This is a genomic window from Quadrisphaera sp. RL12-1S, assembly GCF_014270065.1.
Taxonomy (GTDB): domain Bacteria; phylum Actinomycetota; class Actinomycetes; order Actinomycetales; family Quadrisphaeraceae; genus Quadrisphaera.
The window spans coordinates 95331-111729 of record NZ_JACNME010000009.1; the positions used below are offsets into that span (position 1 = coordinate 95331).

Annotated in this window: 16 protein-coding genes; 8 read left to right on the forward strand and 8 right to left on the reverse strand. The window is 76.6% G+C overall.

Annotated elements, in window-relative coordinates; genetic code table 11:
* Window positions 1–12: 12 nt before the first annotated feature.
* The 4 genes from groL to H7K62_RS15790 all read right to left on the reverse strand — a co-directional run bounded on the left by groL (window position 13) and on the right by H7K62_RS15790 (window position 3454).
* A complete protein-coding gene (gene groL / locus H7K62_RS15775) occupies window positions 13–1641 on the reverse strand; it encodes a chaperonin GroEL (RefSeq protein ID WP_186720025.1) in 1629 nt (542 codons plus the stop codon).
* Between the two features lie 302 nt (window positions 1642–1943).
* The gene (locus H7K62_RS15780) at window positions 1944–2150 is read right to left on the reverse strand and encodes a cold-shock protein (RefSeq protein ID WP_186720027.1); all 207 of its coding nucleotides are present in this window, start codon (window positions 2148–2150) and stop codon (window positions 1944–1946) included.
* Between the two features lie 380 nt (window positions 2151–2530).
* Window positions 2531–3133, reverse strand: a complete 603-nt coding sequence (locus H7K62_RS24130; RefSeq protein ID WP_186720029.1) for a LytR C-terminal domain-containing protein — start codon at window positions 3131–3133, stop codon at window positions 2531–2533.
* A gap of 60 nt (window positions 3134–3193) precedes the next feature.
* Window positions 3194–3454: a DUF3263 domain-containing protein gene (locus H7K62_RS15790; RefSeq protein WP_370591805.1), complete on the reverse strand. Its 261-nt coding sequence runs from the start codon at window positions 3452–3454 to the stop codon at window positions 3194–3196.
* Between the two features lie 45 nt (window positions 3455–3499).
* Here H7K62_RS15790 and H7K62_RS15795 point away from each other — a divergent pair, with 45 nt between their 5' ends.
* The 4 genes from H7K62_RS15795 (at window position 3500) to H7K62_RS15810 (ending at window position 8316) form a co-directional block, all read left to right on the forward strand.
* Window positions 3500–4186, forward strand: coding sequence for a uracil-DNA glycosylase (locus tag H7K62_RS15795; protein ID WP_370591806.1), 687 nt, complete (start codon window positions 3500–3502; stop codon window positions 4184–4186).
* 39 nt (window positions 4187–4225) lie between these two features.
* Window positions 4226–5044, forward strand: a complete 819-nt coding sequence (locus H7K62_RS15800) for an SGNH/GDSL hydrolase family protein (RefSeq protein ID WP_186720031.1) — start codon at window positions 4226–4228, stop codon at window positions 5042–5044.
* An 88-nt stretch (window positions 5045–5132) separates the two neighbouring features.
* Entirely contained in the window at window positions 5133–7298 is a 2166-nt protein-coding gene (locus H7K62_RS15805; protein WP_186720033.1) for a coiled-coil domain-containing protein, read from the forward strand.
* A gap of 34 nt (window positions 7299–7332) precedes the next feature.
* Window positions 7333–8316 carry a coiled-coil domain-containing protein gene (locus tag H7K62_RS15810; protein WP_186720035.1) on the forward strand — a complete coding sequence of 328 codons (984 nt, stop codon included), beginning with the start codon at window positions 7333–7335 and terminating at the stop codon, window positions 8314–8316.
* Window positions 8317–8334: 18 nt separating this feature from the next.
* Here H7K62_RS15810 and H7K62_RS15815 read toward each other — a convergent pair whose 3' ends face one another.
* On the reverse strand, window positions 8335–8829 hold the full coding sequence (locus H7K62_RS15815; RefSeq protein WP_186720037.1) for a flavin reductase family protein: 495 nt from the start codon (window positions 8827–8829) through the stop codon (window positions 8335–8337).
* Between the two features lie 177 nt (window positions 8830–9006).
* On the opposite strand from H7K62_RS15815, the gene H7K62_RS15820 reads away from it, so the two are divergent.
* From H7K62_RS15820 to H7K62_RS24135, 3 genes are read left to right on the forward strand one after another with little or no spacing between them, the layout of a single operon-like run.
* Window positions 9007–9303, forward strand: coding sequence for a GlsB/YeaQ/YmgE family stress response membrane protein (locus H7K62_RS15820; RefSeq protein ID WP_186720044.1), 297 nt, complete (start codon window positions 9007–9009; stop codon window positions 9301–9303).
* Entirely contained in the window at window positions 9290–10333 is a 1044-nt protein-coding gene (locus H7K62_RS15825) for a YeiH family protein (RefSeq protein WP_186720045.1), read from the forward strand. The genes H7K62_RS15820 and H7K62_RS15825 overlap by 14 nt, the downstream gene beginning before the upstream one ends.
* A gap of 24 nt (window positions 10334–10357) precedes the next feature.
* Window positions 10358–11977, forward strand: coding sequence for a SpoIIE family protein phosphatase (locus tag H7K62_RS24135; protein WP_186720048.1), 1620 nt, complete (start codon window positions 10358–10360; stop codon window positions 11975–11977).
* A gap of 10 nt (window positions 11978–11987) precedes the next feature.
* On the opposite strand, the gene H7K62_RS15835 is transcribed toward H7K62_RS24135, so the two are convergent.
* Genes H7K62_RS15835 through fabG form a run of 3 tightly spaced genes read right to left on the reverse strand, consistent with a single transcriptional unit; the run spans window position 11988 to window position 14576 of the window.
* Window positions 11988–12857, reverse strand: coding sequence for an aldo/keto reductase (locus H7K62_RS15835; protein WP_186720057.1), 870 nt, complete (start codon window positions 12855–12857; stop codon window positions 11988–11990).
* 43 nt (window positions 12858–12900) lie between these two features.
* Complete coding sequence (locus tag H7K62_RS15840; protein ID WP_222437702.1) at window positions 12901–13794, reverse strand: LLM class flavin-dependent oxidoreductase; 894 nt, start codon at window positions 13792–13794, stop codon at window positions 12901–12903.
* Window positions 13795–13811: 17 nt separating this feature from the next.
* Window positions 13812–14576 carry a 3-oxoacyl-ACP reductase FabG gene (gene fabG, locus H7K62_RS15845; RefSeq protein WP_186720059.1) on the reverse strand — a complete coding sequence of 255 codons (765 nt, stop codon included), beginning with the start codon at window positions 14574–14576 and terminating at the stop codon, window positions 13812–13814.
* 157 nt (window positions 14577–14733) lie between these two features.
* On the opposite strand from fabG, the gene H7K62_RS15850 reads away from it, so the two are divergent.
* A complete protein-coding gene (locus H7K62_RS15850) occupies window positions 14734–16353 on the forward strand; it encodes an APC family permease (RefSeq protein ID WP_222437703.1) in 1620 nt (539 codons plus the stop codon).
* Window positions 16354–16399: the final 46 nt, after the last annotated feature.

Below are 16399 nucleotides of genomic sequence, written 5' to 3' on the forward strand. Positions count from 1 at the left end.
TGGGCTCCTGGATCAGAAGTCCATGCCGCCCATGCCGCCGTCGCCACCGGCCGGGGCCGCAGCGGCCTTCTCCGGCTTGTCGGCGATGACGGCCTCGGTGGTGAGGAACAGCGCCGCGATGGAGGCGGCGTTCTGCAGGGCGGAGCGCGTCACCTTGGCCGGGTCGATGATGCCCGAGCCGACCATGTCGACGTACTCGTTGGTGGCGGCGTTCAGGCCCTGCCCGACGGGGAGGTTGCGCACCTTCTCCGCCACGACGCCGCCCTCGAGGCCGGCGTTGACGGCGATCTGCTTCAGCGGGGCCTCGATGGCGACCTTGACGATGTTCGCGCCGGTCGCCTCGTCACCCGAGAGCTGCAGGTCGGTGAAGGCCTTGGAGCCGGCCTGGATGAGGGCCACGCCGCCGCCGGCGACGATGCCCTCCTCGACGGCCGCCTTCGCGTTGCGGACGGCGTCCTCGATGCGGTGCTTGCGCTCCTTGAGCTCGACCTCGGTGGCCGCGCCCGCCTTGATGACGGCCACGCCGCCGGCGAGCTTGGCGAGGCGCTCCTGGAGCTTCTCGCGGTCGTAGTCGGAGTCGCTGCGCTCGATCTCGGTGCGGATCTGGTTGACGCGACCAGCGATCTGGTCGGCGTCGCCAGCACCCTCGACGATGGTGGTCTCGTCCTTGGTGATGACCACCTTGCGGGCGCGGCCCAGCAGGTCCAGGCCCGCGGTGTCGAGCTTGAGGCCGACCTCCTCGGAGATGACCTGGCCGCCGGACAGGATCGCGATGTCCTGGAGCATGGCCTTGCGGCGGTCGCCGAAGCCCGGCGCCTTGACGGCGGCGGAGCGGAAGATGCCGCGGATCTTGTTGACGACGAGCGTGGCCAGGGCCTCGCCCTCGACGTCCTCGGCGATGATCACCAGCGGCTTGCCCGACTGGGTGACCTTCTCGAGCAGCGGCAGCAGGTCCTTGATCGAGGAGATCTTGGAGTTGGCGATGAGGATGTACGGGTCCTCGAGCACCGCCTCCATGCGCTCGCCGTCGGTGACGAAGTAGGGCGAGATGTAGCCCTTGTCGAAGCGCATGCCCTCGGTGAGCTCGAGCTCCAGGCCGAAGGTGTTGCTCTCCTCGACCGTGATCACGCCCTCCTTGCCGACCTTGTCCATCGCCTCGGCGATGAGGTCGCCGATGGCGGCGTCGGCGGCGGAGATCGAGGCGGTCGCCGCGATCTGCTCGCGGGTCTCGACGTCCACGGCGTTGGCGAGCAGCTGGTCGGAGACGGCCGCGACGGCCTTCTCGATGCCGCGCTTGAGGGCCATCGGGTTGGCGCCGGCGGCGACGTTGCGCAGGCCCTCGCGGACCATCGCCTGGGCGAGGACGGTCGCGGTGGTGGTGCCGTCACCCGCGACGTCGTCGGTCTTCTTGGCGACCTCCTTGACGAGCTCGGCCCCGATCTTCTCGTAGGGGTCCTCGAGCTCGATCTCCTTGGCGATCGAGACGCCGTCGTTGGTGATCGTGGGGGCGCCCCACTTCTTCTCCAGCACGACGTTGCGGCCCTTGGGGCCGAGGGTGACCTTGACGGCGTCGGCGAGGGTGTTCATGCCCCGCTCGAGACCGCGGCGGGCCTCCTCGTTGAAGGAAATGGTCTTCGCCATGAGCGGTGCTCCTCCGGAACGGGTGGCGTATCAGGCGGTTCGGGTGGTGCTGCCGACCGGCCGGGCGCCCGCGACGGACGCCGCCGTCCCGCCGGGCCTGCACCCGGGGGCCTGCGGCTCGCCCAGCACGGCCGGGGAGCGCTGGGCTCCCAGGTCCTGTGCTGGCACTCGGGGTCACCGAGTGCCAGGTACCAGATTGGCACTCTCACCCGCCGAGTGCAAACACGCCCTCCCGTCGGGCGCACCCCGGACGCGCCGACGGCGCCGCCCCCCGCGGGGGACGGCGCCGTCGGACCAGGGGATCAGGCGCCAGCGAGGCGGACGGCCTCCGCCTGCGGGCCCTTCTGACCGGTGCCGACCTCGAACTCGACGGCCTGCCCCTCCTCGAGGGAGCGGTAGCCGTCCATCTGGATGGCGGACCAGTGGACGAAGACGTCCGGGCCACCGTCGACGGTGATGAACCCGTACCCCTTCTCAGCGTTGAACCACTTCACGGTTCCGAGTGCCATGGTGCGTGCTCCTGCAGCGGTGCGGTGGTCGAGGAGGGGCAGTGCGCCCGACCCCGGGTCTGGAGTCCGTGGGACCTCGCGGCCCCCCGTGCGGCCCCCCTGGCGTGCGTGCTGGAGGAGTCCTGTCGCCACTTGAACTGATCGACCGAGCCGCAGGGTAGCGGCCCGCGAGCCCGCTGGGCGAGGTCCACGAGCAGGTCAGCGGCGTGCCGGCGGCCTCCGGGCCGCGCCGCCGCCGCGTCCGCGGGCGGCGCGCGGCGCCCACCACCCCGCGCGACCTGCGGCAGACGGATCTCGGGGCCGCCGCCGGTGGGGCTCCGCAGGGCCTGCCCCCCGTCCGAGGCGCTGTCCCACCCGCGGAGGACGGGCGGGGGCGCGGGTCAGCGCAGGAGGACCGTCAGCGACCCGGCCTGCGCCGACGGGTCCAGGGCCGCGGTGGCGCCGATCGCGGCCGCGAGCGCCTTCGCGGAGCCCTCGAGCTGCGCGCTGGGGTACAGCACGGTGGTGGCCGCGTGGGCGGAGCGCTGGGCGGCGCTGGCGTTGCCGGTGCTGGCGACCTGCCAGCCCTGGGCCCGCACCTTCGCCGCCTCCTTCGCGGCGAGGCCCGAGGTGGAGGTGCCGTTGAGGACGACGACGGGGGCCTTCGCGCCCGCGGAGGCCGAGGAGCTCGCGCTCGGCGACCCGGCCGGGGACGCCGCGGGAGCGGAGGCGGCGCCCGCGCCGGCGGAGGGGTCCTGGGCGGCGGCGGACGGCTCGGTCCCGGCTGCTGCCGCGGCCGCGCCGGCGCCGGACGCGGAGGCGGGGTTGCCGAGGGTGCTGTAGGCGACGACGCCGACGCCGACCGAGGCCGCCACGACGAGCGCCACGACCACGGGCGCGAGGACGCCGCCGGGGCGCGCGGGCGCGGCGCGGTGAGCGCCGCGGCGGCCGTCGCGCGGCGGGGTGACGGCGTCGAAGTCGTCACGCGGGTACGGCGAGCTCACGCGTCGACGGTACGTGCTCGGGGGGCGCTGCGAGGGTGGAACGCGCTGACGCGCGGCGCGTCAGGGGCCGGGCTCGGGCTGGGGGTCGACGTCGAGGTCGCGCCCCGCGGTGCGCTGCGCGCGCAGCCGCCGCAGCCGTCCGACGAGCACCGGGTCGACGGCGAGGGCGTCCGGGTCGTCCAGGAGGGCGTTGAGGCGCTGGTAGTAGCGGGTGGCCGACATGTCCAGCTCGTCGCGGACCGCCTGCTCCTTCTCGCCGCGGCGGCGGAAGGTGCGCCGCTCCAGGGCCAGCACCTCCAGGTCCCGCTGCGACAGCGCCACCGCCCCACCCTGGCAGAGGCGCGCCCGGCAGGGCAGCGTGGGAGCGTGCCCGCTCCCCTCCCGCCGTCCCCGCTCGCCGCCGTCCACCCCAGCTGGGCCGCCGCCCTGGCGCCCGTCGAGGAGGAGCTGGCCCGCCTGGGGGCCGAGCTCGCCGCGCGCCGCGCGGGCGGCGAGGAGGTGCTGCCGGCGCCCGAGCACGTGCTGCGCGCCTTCGAGCAGCCGCTGGAGGCGGTGCGGGTGCTGCTGCTCGGACAGGACCCCTACCCGCGCCCCGGGCACGCGGTCGGGCTCGCGTTCTCCGTGGCACCGCACGTGCGGCCGCTGCCCCCGACGCTGCGCAACCTGCTCAAGGAGCTGGTGGCCGACACGGGGCTGCCCTCCCCCAGCACGGGGGACCTCTCGCCGTGGGCGGAGCGGGGCGTGCTGCTGCTCAACCGGGTGCTCACCGTGCGCGCGGGGGACTCCGGCTCCCACCGGCGCCTCGGCTGGGAGCGCGTCACCGACGCCGCCGTGCGCGCCCTCGCCACCCGGGGCGGTCCGCTGGTGTCGGTGCTGTGGGGGCGGGACGCGCAGACCGCCGCGCCGCTGCTCGCCGGGACCGCCGTCATCAGCGGGGTCCATCCGAGCCCGCTGTCGGCCTCACGGGGGTTCCACGGCTCCCGCCCCTTCACCGCCGTGGACGACGCCCTGCGGGCGCAGGGCGCCGACCCGGTGGACTGGTCGCTGCCCTGAGCAACGAGTTCCTGGGCGAGGGGCGCTAGCGTGCGCCGCGTGGACGCTGCACCGCTGCGCACGTACCGGCGGTACGTCGCCGTCGGAGACTCCTTCAGCGAGGGCATCGACGACCCCGACCCCCGCACCCCGGGCCGGCACCGCGGGTGGGCCGACCGCCTCGCCGAGCTCCTCGACGACGACGCGCGCGCCGCGGGCCGGTCGCTGGAGTACGCCAACCTGGCCGTGCGCGGCAAGCGGATGCGCGAGGTCCTCGACGAGCAGCTGCCGCGCGCGCTGGCGCTGGCCCCGGACCTGCTGAGCATCAGCGCCGGCGGCAACGACATCCTGCGGCCCAGCGTGGACGTGGACGCCCTCGCGACCTCCCTCGACGACGCAGTGGGGACGGCCCGCACCGCCGGCGCCCAGGTCCTGCTGTGCGCGGGCTTCGACCCGGTGGGCCTGCCGGTGGTGCGGATGACCCGCGGGCGCGTAGCCACCTTCAACCTCCACGTGTGGCGCATCGCCCAGCGCTGGGACGCCCTGGTGCTGGACCTGTGGTCGATGCGGGCCCTGTACGACCTGCGGCTGTGGGCGCCCGACCGGATCCACCTGGCCCCCCAGGGCCACGAGCGGGTGGCCCTGCTCGCCGCGGCGACGGTGCGCGGCCTGCACGGCGGGGAGCTCGGCGAGGCCGAGCGGCTGTGGTCCACCCCACTGCCCCCGCAGCCCTCTCCGACCCGCCTGGCGCGCGCCGGGCAGGACGCCGCCTGGGCGCGCACCCACCTGGCGCCGTGGGTGCGGCGGCGGCTGGAGGGCCGCTCCAGCGGGGACGGCCTGACCGCCAAGCGGCCGGACCCCCTGCCCCTCGACCGCTGAGGCCGGCGCGCGGGTCGAGCACGACACGACGCTCCGACAGACCGCGAAAGCTCCTCTCCGAGGCCCCTCGCGTGCCACCATCGGCTGCATGAGGACGGACCGGCCGCAGCGGCTCACCGGCGCCGCCGGGGGCGCGACGGCCGTGGTGCCCGAGGTCCCCGAGGGCAGCTACCTGAGCTCCACCTCCCCCGCGGGCATCCCGCACGGCGCCCTCAGCGGCCCCGTCGACACCTCCGCCCTGACCGACGCCCCGGAGCGGCGCAGGTCCGAGCGGCGGCGCTGGGCGACCGGGCCCGACGAGGCACCGGCGGACGCCGTGCCGGCGCAGCCCCGGCCCAGCGCCCGGCGGACCCCGGTCCCCGACCTCGACGACCTGCCGGTGCGCCCGCGCTCCGGCGGCCGGGCGCTGTCGTCCCCGGTCGTGCTGCCGCCCTCCGGTCCCGCCGCCCCGGCCGCGCTCGCGCACGAGGCCGCTCCGCCGGTCTCCCGCCCGCAGCGGCCGGCTCCCCGGCCCGAGGCCCCCGAGCGGGCCATCCACCTGCTCGGCCTGGCGCAGGACCACGCCGAGCGCGTCCGCGCCGCCGCCGAGGCCGACGCCGCCGCCCTGCGCCGCGCCACGGCCGCCGAAGCGGCCCGCGCCCGTCAGGAGTTCGAGCGCGAGGCCCTGGCCCTGGTGGCCCGCGCCCGCGAAGAGGCCGCCGCGGTGCGCGCCGAGGCCGAGCGCCGCACCCGGGACCTGCCGCAGCAGGCCCGGCGCGAGGCGGAGGAGCTCACCGACGCCGCCCGCCGCGACGCCGACGCGGTGCGCGCCGCCGCCGAGGCCCACGCCGCGCGGGTGCGCCGGGGAGCCGACGCGGAGTCGCGCCGCACCGTGGAGGAGGCCGAGCTCCGCGCCGTCGAGCTGCGCGAGGAGTCCTCGCGGCTGCGCCGGGAGGCGTCCGACCTGTCGGCCGCCGTCACCGCCCTGCGCGCCCAGCACGAGGACGCCGCCGCCGAGGTGGCCGCGCTGCGCGGCCGCTCGGCCGCCGCGATGGCCGAGGCGCACGCCGAGGCCCAGCAGATCGTCGAGGACGCCGCCGAGCAGGCGGCCATGGTGGTCGAGGCGGCTGCGAGCACGGCGGACGCCATGGTCACGCAGGCGATGGCCGACAGCGCCGCCGCCGAGGAGCTGGCCCGCACCGCCCACGAGCGCGCCAGCGAGGAGGGCGACCGGCTGCTGGCCGGCATGCGCGCCGAGGCCGACCAGCTGATGGCCGCTTCCCGGGAGGCGGCCGCCCGCGAGCGCGCCGAGGCCATCGCCGAGGCCGACACGGTCCGCGAGACCGGCCACATCGAGGCCCAGCGCGCCACCGCCGAGGCCTACGCCCAGGCCGAGCGCGTGCTGGCCGCCGCCGCCGCGGACGCCGCCGCCGCGCGCCGCGCCGGCGCCGACGAGCTCGCCCAGGCGCGCCACGAGGCGACCCTCGCCCGGGAGCAGGCCACCGAGGAGGCCCGGCGGGTGCGCCGCGAGGCGCGAGCGCAGGCCGAGAAGGAGCTCGCGGCCGCCGCCGAGCAGACTGCCTGGACGACGAGCACCGTGGACGCGCTCCTGACCGCCGCGGAGGAGGAGGCCCGCGCCGCCCGCAGCCGCGGCCACGCCGAGGCGGCCGCGGCCGTGCGGCGCGCCCGGGTCCGTCTGCAGGCGGTCGTGAGCACGGCCAGCCAGCGCGTGCGCACGCGCCTGGGCGGCCTGGAGCAGGAGGCGGAGCAGCTGCGCCGCAGCGCCGTCGAGGAGCTGGAGTCCGCCCGCGCCGAGGCGGTGCGCCTCGTGCGCACGGCCCGCCAGGAGGCCGACCAGCTGCTGGCGGCGGCCGGTGCCGCCGAGGGCACGGCGCGCGAGCGCTCGCAGCGCCGCGCGGAGGAGGCCGAGCACGGTGCCCGTGCGCTGCGAGCCCGGGTGGCCGAGGAGGTGGCCCGCGCGCAGCGCGAGGCGCAGGACGCTCGCCGGGAGGCCCGCGCCGAGGCCGTCCGGCTGGTGCTCGAGGCCCGCAGCGAGTCCGACCGCGAGCGCGCGGCCGCCGTCGCCCAGCGTGATCGGCTCGCCGCGGAAGTGGCGGAGCTCACCCGTCTGCGGGAGACCGCGGCTGCGGAGCTGGGACAGCTGTCAGGCATCATCGAGGCGCTCGCCGCACGGGGTCGCGGTGGCGCCGCGGTCCGCCCGGCGGCGCCTGAGGCCTCCTCGACGAGCGGCCAGCGGGCGTCCCTGCCACGGTGAGGGCGCCCGTCCCCGGCGACCCCCCGGAGGCACCATGCCCGACACCGGCTCCTTCCGCACCGTCCTGCGCGGCTACGACCCCGCCCAGGTCGACCAGCACGTCCACCACGTCACCGAGGCGCTCGGCGAGGCGCGCGAGGTGGCCGCCGAGCTCTCGGAGCAGGTGCAGGCGCTGGAGCACCGCCTGACCGAGCGCGCCGCCGAGGACGCCGCCGAGGTGGTGAGCCCGGAGGCGCTCCAGCCCCGCTACGCCGACCTCGGCGCCCGCGTCGCGCAGATCCTCGCGCTGTCCGAGGAGGAGGCGTCCGACGTGCTGGCGCGCGCGGAGGCGGAGGCCGAGGCGCTGCGCAGCGAGACCGACGCGCACGCCCGCCTGGTCCGCAGCGAGGCAGACCGCTACGACGCCGCCGTCCGCGCCGACGCCGACCTGCAGGCGCAGCGGGTGCTGGCCGACGCGCAGCGGCGCGCCGAGGACGTCGTGGACGCCGCCGAGCGCCACGCCGTGGCGCGCCAGGAGGAGGCCGAGGCCGCCTGGGAGGACGCCCGGGCCCGCGCGGCGCAGGCCGCCGCCGACTTCGAGCTGGCGCTCGCGACGCGCCGCCACCGCACCGAGGTCGAGGCCGCCGAGAGGGCTCGCACCCAGGCCGAGGAGCTGGAGCGCGCCGAGCGGCTGGTGGCCCAGGCCCGCGACCGCGCTGACGCGGTGGACCAGGAGGTGGCGGCGCGCACCGAGGAGCTGCTCACCTCGGCCCGGGAGCAGGCCGCCGCGCTGGTGGAACAGGCCCGCGAGCAGGCCGACAGGGTCCGCGCGGAGTCGCAGCGCGAGCTGGCCGCGGCCACGGCGCGCCGGGACAGCATCAACGCGCAGCTGGCCAACGTCCGGCAGATGCTGGCCACGCTCTCGGGCGGCACATCGGCAGCCGCCGGCTCGGTCCCGGTGACCGGGCTCGACGACGCCCAGGAGACGGCGGTCCTGGACCTGCGCGAGGACGAGCCGCGCTCCGCCCAGCGGGGCTGACGCGCCCCGGTCGGCGTCTCAGACCGCGCTGAGGCGGTGGTAGGCCCGGGCGTGGTGCACCAGGGGCGTCCCGCCGGCCACCGCGGTGACCTGCGGCCGCACCAGGAGCAGCACGCTGTCCCCGGCCTCCACGACGTCGTGCACCGGCCCGGCGAGCCGCGCGACCACGCCGTGCAGCTCCGGCAGGCCGGTCTCGTCGTAGGCCCAGGAGCCGTCGTCGGGGAAGCGGCCGTCGGCGGGGGCGGCGAAGCGGCGCGCCAGCGCCTCCTGGTGGTCGGCCAGCAGGTGCACCGCCACCCGGCGCTCCGCCAGCAGCGCCTCCAGGCTGGAGGAGGAGCGCGAGACGTTGAAGGACAGCAGCGGCGGTGCCACCGAGACGGAGGCCACGGAGATCGCCGTGAAGCCGACGGGCCGCTCGGGGGCGCGGGTGGTGACCACCCAGGCGCTCGAGGCCACCGTGCGGAAGGCGCCGGCGAGGTCCACCACGGGCGCGTCGGTGCTGGTGCAGGTCATGAGGGATCTCCTCCATCGGTCCTGGCGGGAGCACCTGCCTCGTCCGCGGGGGACGTGCTGGTTGCTGCGGCGTCGACGAGCCAGGTCTCTCGGCCGCTCTGGATGGGCGACGTCGATCGTCCCCTGGCGCCCCCGCCGTGTCAACGCGAGCCCGCCCGGGCTGGCTAGCGTGGCGGCGTGCAGCGCGTAGCGGTCGGGATCGCGACCCTCGTCGTCCTGGGGGCCGTCGCCGGCGTCCTCGGGCTCCTCCTGTCCCCGCGGCGGCGCCGCCCCGCTCCGTCCACGGCGGTGCTGACCGGCGTGGCGCTGGCCTTCGCGGGCGGCTTCGCGGGCTACCTGCTCGGGCCCAAGGGCGGGGGCGGGGCGTTCCTCACCGGGACCGCCTGGGCGGGGGCCGCCGCGGGCGCCGCGCTCGCCGTGGCGCTGCTGCTCCTCCCGCTGCGCCGGGGAGGGGCCCGAGATGGCCGCGGCTGACGCCCCCCGCCGCGGGACCGCTGCCGCGCGCCCCCTCGTCCCCGGCCTGCTGGTCGCCGCGGCGGCCGCCGCGATCGCCTTCGTCGTCTCCTCCCTGGTCCCCGGCCTGGGGCCGACCACCGTGGCCGTGGTGCTCGGCGTGGTGGTGGCCAACACCGGGCTGCAGCGCGCCGCCCTCGCCCCCGGCACGGCGTTCGCCAGCCGCCGGCTGCTGCGCACGGCCGTGGTGCTGCTGGGCCTGCAGCTGCCGCTGGCGGCGGTCCTCGCGCTCGGCTGGGAGGGCCTGGTCGTCGTCGTCGTCACCGTGGCGCTGACCTTCTTCGGCACGCTGCTGCTCGGACGGGCGCTGGGGCTGCCCCCCGGTCGCAGCCTGCTCGTCTCCACCGGGTTCTCCATCTGCGGGGCCTCGGCCATCGCCGCGGTGGAGCCCCTGGCCGAGGCCCGCAAGGAGGACGTCACCACCGCGGTGGCCCTGGTGACGCTGTGCGGCTCCCTGGCGATCCTCGTGCTGCCACCGCTGGCGGGTCCGCTGGGGCTCGACCCGCTGGCCTTCGGCGCCTGGGTGGGGGCGAGCGTGCACGACGTCGGCCAGGTGGTGGCCACGGCCAGCCGCGTGGACGGGGCGCTGCAGACCGCCGTGGTGGTCAAGCTGGCGCGGGTCGCGCTGCTGGCTCCGCTGGTGGCCGGGGTGGGGCTGTCGGCGCGCCGCGCGGCCCGCCGGGCGGCCGCCGCCGGTGCGGTGGGGGACGACGCCGGCCCGCAGCACCGGGTGCCGCTGCTGCCGCTGTTCGTGGTGGGCTTCCTCCTGGCGGTGGTCGTGCGCAGCACCGGGCTCCTGCCCGCCGGGCTGCTCGAGGCCGCGCAGGTGGTGCAGACGGTGCTGCTGGTGGTCGCGCTCTACGCCCTCGGCACCGGCATCCGGCTGCGGGTGCTGGTGCGCACCGGCGGGCGCTCGCTGGTGCTGGGACTGGCGTCCTGGGTGCTGGTGGCCGCGGTGGCCTACGCGGGCGTGCGCCTGCTGGGCCTGTGAGGCGCGCCGTGGTTCGATCGGCCGGTGCACGGGGGCGCTGACGGCGGGGCCACCGCCGCCGTGCCCGAGGGCTGGTGGCGGCGCGCCCTCGCCAGCTTCCCCGACCCGGTGGCCGTCCTCGGCCCCCGGTGGGAGGTCGTCTGGGTCAGCCCCGCGGCCGCGGCGGCCAGCGGGCTGGACCCGGCCGCCGTGGTCGGGCGGGTGCTGTGGGAGGCGGTGCCCGGCACCGCGACCAGCGAGGAGCCGATGCGGCGCGCGGTGCGCACCGGCACCACCACCACGTGGGAGGCGCGCATCGGCGGTCCCCGCTGGTACGAGCTGCAGGCGGTCCCGCTCGACGGGCTGCTGCTCGTGGTGGCCCGCAGCTCCGACGAGCGCCGGCGCGCTGCGGCGGAGGTGGCGGCCTCGCTGGAGCGCACCCGGCTGGTGCTGGAGGTCTCGACGGCGCTGGGCGCGGCCCGCACGCTGGACGAGGTGGCCGCCGCCGTCGTCGCGGTGGCCACGGAGAAGCTGGGAGCCGACTACGGCGGCCTGTCGGTCCTCGACAGGCCCGCGCGGCGGGTGCGCACGGCCTCGCGGGCGCAGATGCCCCCGGAGGTGGAGGAGGCCTGGGCCGACCTCCCGCTGGACCACCCCGGACCCGCCCCGCACGTGTGCCGCACCGGGCAGGAGCTGGTCTTCCGCCGTCAGGCCGACGTCGAGGCGGACTTCCCCGCGGTCGCCGAGCGGATCCGCCGCTCGGGCCTGAGGTCGGGGGTGGTCGTGCCCCTGGTGGCCGAGGACTCCGTGGTCGGGGCGCTGACGGTCGGCTGGCGCGAGGACGACCGGGTGGGTGACGTCGTGCTGGACGTGGTGCGGTCCTGCGCCGGGGCCACCGGCCAGGCGGTGCGGCGCGCGCTGCTGCTCGCCGACCGCGCGAGCGCCGCGGAGGTCCTCCAGCGGGCGCTGCTGGCACCCCTGCCGCGCGGGCTCGACGTGGAGCTGGCGGCGAGGTACCTGCCGGCGGGGCGCCGCGACCACGTCGGCGGCGACTGGCACGACGCCGTGCCCCTCGACGGCGGGCGGCTGGCGCTCGTGGTGGGCGACGTCGCGGGGCACGACGTCGAGGCCGCCGCCGTCATGGGCCGGGCCAGCGGTGCCGTGCGCACCTTCCTGCTGGCGGTCGACGGCCTGCCCTCACGGGCGCTGACCGCAGCCGACGACGCCTTCCGGCGCCTGGAGGTCCCCGCGCCGGCCACCGTGGTGGCGGGGGTGCTGACGCCGCCAGGGCGCGCGGGCGCGCGCAGCTGGCGGTGGGCCAACGCCGGCCACCCGCCGCCCCTGCTCGTCTCGCCGGGGGGTCGCACGCGCGTCCTGGCGCGCCGGCCCGAGCTGCTGCTGGGGGTCGACCCCAGCACCCACCGCACCGACCACGTGGTCACGGTGCCGTCCGGGTCGGTGCTCCTGCTCCACTCCGACGGGCTGGTGGAGCGGCGCGACCGGGACCTCGACGAGGGCACGGCCGCGCTGGCGGCCCTGCTGGGCCCGCTGGTGGCCGAGCACGCGGCAGCGCCGCTGGAGGGGCTGCTGGACGCCCTGCTCGCAGCGGCGCTGCCGCGCCGGCCCGCGGACGACGTCGTGGTGCTCGCCGTCCGCACCCCCTGACCGGGGGCTGTCAGCTGGGGACGTAGTCGAACGTCTCGGGGTCCGGCCCGGTGCGCCCGGCCTCGCCCTTGTCGAGGGCGGTGATGGCGGCGACGTCGGAGTCGGCCAGCTCGAAGTCGAAGATCTCGAAGTTGGCCTGCATGCGCTCGGTCGTCACCGACTTCGGGAAGACGATGTCTCCGCGCTCGACGTGCCAGCGCAGCGTGACCTGCGCGGTGCTCTTGCCGACGCGCTCGGCGATCTCGCTGATGGTCGGGTCGTCCAGCACGCGGCCCTGGGCGATCGGCGACCACGCCTCGGTGGCGATCTGGTGCTCGGCCCCGTGGGCGCGCACCGCGTCGTTGGTGAAGTACGGGTGCACCTCGACCTGGTTCACCGCCGGGGTGATGTCGGTCTCGGCGGCCAGGCGGCGCAGGTGCGACGGCGTGAAGTTGGAGACGCCGATCGAGCGGGCGCGCCCGTCGCGGTAGAACTCCTCCAGCACGCGCCAGGTGGCGGGGAAGTCGCCGTCGTAGAGGGTCGGCAGCGGCCAGTGGATGAGGAACAGGTCCACCTGCTCCATCCCCAGCTCGGACAGCGTCTTCTCGAAGGCCTTCCGCGCGTCGTCGGGGCGGTGGAAGCCGTTGTTGAGCTTGCTGGTGATGAAGAACTCGTCGCGGTCGATGCCGGAGGCGCGCACGGCCTCGCCGACGCCCTTCTCGTTGCCGTACATCTCAGCGGTGTCGATGTGGCGGTAGCCGATCTCGATCGCGCGCCCGGTCACCTCGGCGGTGTCCTCCGGCGGGACCTGGAACACCCCGAAGCCGAGCTGCGGGATGGTGCGCCCGTCGTTGAGGGTGATCGTCGGGACGGCTCCGGTCTTCTGCGTCGTGTCGCTCACGGTGTGGTCTGTACCCCGTCCGCGGAGATCTACACCTCAGACGTCAGATGAGGCGGGCTGCCGCCCCGGCGAGCCGCACCACGTCGAGGGCGTCCTCGCCGTCGCCCACCGGCTGCAGCACCACGGAGGTCGCGCCGGCCTCACCGTAGGCGCGCACGAGCGCCGCCACCTCCTCCGGCGCCCCCACCAGCGGCGTGGCGGGGCGGTGGTTGCCCCACCCGACCGCCTCGGCGTCGATGCGCGCGCGGGCGCGCTCCCCCACCGCCGACGGCACGAACACCACCACCTGGAAGGAGGGGTCCCCGGCCCGCCCGGTGTGCCCCACGGACTCGGCCACCTGCTCCGGCGACGGCCCGGCGTCGAGGATGACGCCATCGGAGCGCTCCCCCGCCAGGGCCAGCGTCTTCGGTCCGCGCGCGCCCACGAGCAGCGGCGGCACCGCCTGCGGCGGGTGGTCGAGCTGCACGCCGTCGAGGTGGACGTAGCGGCCGTCGGCGCTGACCCGCTCACCGCGCAGCAGCGGCGCGAGCACGTCCAGGTGCTCGCGCAGCAGCGTCATGGGCGAGGCCTCGCGAGCACCGACCTGCCCCATCCAGTCGAGCACGCCGTGCCCGACGCCCGGCAGGAACCGGCCCGGGAAGGCCCGCGCCAGCGCCGCGACCTCCATGGCCGTCAGCGCGGCGTTGCGCAGCGGCACGGGCATGAGCCCGAGGCCCACGCGGATCGAGGAGGTCCACGCCAGCGCCATGGCGCTGGAGGTCAGGCCCCCGGCCCAGAAGCAGTCCTCCCACAGCCACAGCTCGTCGGCACCGGCGGCCTCGGCGGTGGTGGCGTGCTCGCGCAGCGCCTCCGGCGGCTGCTGCGGGCGGACGACCACCCCCACCGCCGGTGACGAGGAGGACGACGACGGCTGCGGCTGAGCGGCGCTGCTGGGCACGACGCGCAGCCTGCCACCTACCCCTCGGGGAGCACCTGGCCGCCGTCCACCACGATGCTCTGGCCCGTGATGTACCCGGCCTCCGCGCTGGCGAGGAAGAGCGCCGCGGCCGCGATGTCGTCCACGGACCCGAGGCGCCCGAGCGGGATGGCGGCGGCCATGGTGTCGAGGTACTCCGGCCCCAGGTCGCGCAGGCCCTCGGTGAGCACGTTGCCCGGCAGGACGGCGTTGACCGTGACGCCGCGCGGGGCGAGCTCCAGCGCCGCCGTCCTCATGAACCCCAGCTGCGCGGCCTTGCTCGCGCCGTAGTGCGACCAGCCGGCGTCTCCCGTGAGGGGTCCGGTGATCGAGGAGGTCAGGACCACGCGGCCGCGTCCGGAGGCGCCCAGCAGCGGGGCGCAGGCGGCCACGGCCAGCACGGTGCCCTTGACGTTCACGGCGAGCACCTCGTCGAGGTCGGCCTCGGTCATGGTGGCCAGCTCGGCCTTGGGGAAGATGCCGGCGTTGGCGCAGAGCACGTCCAGGCCGCCCAGCAGGTCGGTGGCGGCGCGGGCCAGGGCGGCGCAGCCGGCTCCCGTGGCGACGTCGAGGGCGGCGTGCTGCACGGCGCCGCCCTCGCCGCGCAGCGCGGCGGCGGCCGCGGCGAGGTCGGCCTCACCGCGGGCCGTGAGCAGCACGCGCGCGCCGGCCCGCGCGAAGCCGCGGGCGATGCCCAGGCCGATGCCGCGGCTGGCGCCGGTGACGGCCACGCGAACGCCGGCGAGGGAGGAGAACGGGGTCATGGCCGCACCAGACCACACCCGGCACCGCCGCGGAGGGGCTGAAACACGCTGGTCACACAGCGGTGACGCGCTCGCCTCGCAGCGGGAGGAACCTGCCGGCCACCGACCGGTCCCGCTCGGGCCGGCACCGTCCCCCCACGCTCCAGGAGGGCCAGTCGTGGCCACCGAGACCACCGGCACCACCCCGAAGATCCCCGGCCAGCAGGGACCCGCCGCGGCCGTCCCGACGAGCGGCCCGCCGCCCGCCGCCCTCAAGGCCGGGTCCCTCGGGCTCGTCGCCGTCCTGTTCATGGCGGTGGCCAACGCCGCCCCCATCACCGCCGTCACCGCCAACGTGCCCATCGCCATCGCCTGGGGCAACGGCCTCGCCGCCCCGGCGGGCTTCGTGGTGGCCACGGTCATCCTCACGCTCTTCGCCGTGGGGTTCGTGTCCATGGCCCGCCACATCACCACCGCGGGGGCGTTCTACGGCTTCATCACGCACGGCCTCGGGACCGTCTGGGGCACGGCCTCGGGGGCGCTGGCCACCATGGCCTACGTCGTGTTCGAGGCCTCCCTGGTCGGTGTCTTCAGCTACTTCGCCCACGACGCGCTGGGCCAGTGGTTCGGCTGGGACGTCAACTGGCTGGTGCTCGCCGCCGCCTGCATCGCGGTGACCGCGGTGCTGGGCTACTTCGACATCTCCCTCGCCGCGGCGGTCCTGGGGGTGTTCCTCGTCGCGGAGGTGGTGCTGCTCGTGGCGCTCGCGGCCTCGGTGGTGGCGCACGGGGGCGGCCCCGACGGGTGGCAGCTGGGCTCGCTGAACCCCTTCGCGGCCTTCTCGGGGCTGCCCGAGGGCGGCGGGTACGGCATCCAGACGGGCACGCCCGCCGCACTGCTCCCCGCGGGCTCGGGCGCCATCGGCCTGTTCTTCGCGCTCTGGTCCTGGGTGGGGTTCGAGACCACCGCGGTGTACGGCGAGGAGTCCAAGAACCCGCGCCGGATCGTCCCCCGGGCCACCCTCATCGCCGTGGTCGGGCTGGGCGCCTTCTACACGCTGGTGTCGTGGCTGGTGATCGTCGGCAACGGCGCCCAGGCCTCGGTCGACAAGGCGGCGAACGACTCCATCGGCCTGTTCACCGGCCTGGCGGAGGCGAACCTGGGCGGTCGGTGGGTCACCGACGTCTACCTGTTCCTCATCGTCTCGGGCTCCTTCGCCTGCGCCCTGGCCTTCCACAACGCCGCGGCGCGGTACCTGTTCGCCATGGGCCGTGACCTGCCCGCCCTGCGCGGGTCGCTGGGGTCGACGCACCCGAAGCACGGGTCGCCCCACACCGCGTCCCTGGTGCAGACGGTGGTCACGGCGCTGCTGACGGTCGGCTTCTACGTGCTCACCACCGACGGCAGCGACGTGGCGAAGGGCGCCAACCAGTACCAGTACGCGCTCCTGGCCCTCATGGGCACCATGGCCATCCTGCTGGTGCAGGCGATCTGCTCCTTCGCAGTGGTCTGGTACTTCCAGGTCAAGAAGGTCCACCGGGGCAGCGTCTGGACCACGGGCGTCGTGCCGGCCCTCGGCGGGCTGGGGATGCTCTACGTGATCTACCTGCTCTTCAGCAACATCAGCTTCGCCGGTGGCCCGGGCTCGGTCTCACCGTTCTTCACGGCCATCCCCTACGTCGTGGGGGCCTGCTTCGTCCTGCCGGCGCTGGGAGCGGTGTGGCTGCGCCGGGCTCGTCCGGAGACCTACGCCTCGCTCGGGAGGACCGTGCTGGAGGAGTCCGTCGAGCGCTCCTGACGCGCCGCCTCCGCACGCGGAGGAGCCCCCGACCGCTGGTGCGGTC

Excerpts from the sequence above, each read along its gene's own strand:
- groL (WP_186720025.1), bottom strand. The coding sequence starts at position 1,641 with ATGGCGAAGACCATTTCCTTCAACGAGGAGGCCCGCCGCGGTCTCGAG.
- H7K62_RS15780 (WP_186720027.1), bottom strand. The coding sequence starts at position 2,150 with ATGGCACTCGGAACCGTGAAGTGGTTCAACGCTGAGAAGGGGTACGGG.
- H7K62_RS15805 (WP_186720033.1), top strand. The coding sequence starts at position 5,133 with ATGAGGACGGACCGGCCGCAGCGGCTCACCGGCGCCGCCGGGGGCGCG.
- H7K62_RS15810 (WP_186720035.1), top strand. The coding sequence starts at position 7,333 with ATGCCCGACACCGGCTCCTTCCGCACCGTCCTGCGCGGCTACGACCCC.
- H7K62_RS15815 (WP_186720037.1), bottom strand. The coding sequence starts at position 8,829 with ATGACCTGCACCAGCACCGACGCGCCCGTGGTGGACCTCGCCGGCGCC.
- H7K62_RS15825 (WP_186720045.1), top strand. The coding sequence starts at position 9,290 with ATGGCCGCGGCTGACGCCCCCCGCCGCGGGACCGCTGCCGCGCGCCCC.
- fabG (WP_186720059.1), bottom strand. The coding sequence starts at position 14,576 with ATGACCCCGTTCTCCTCCCTCGCCGGCGTTCGCGTGGCCGTCACCGGC.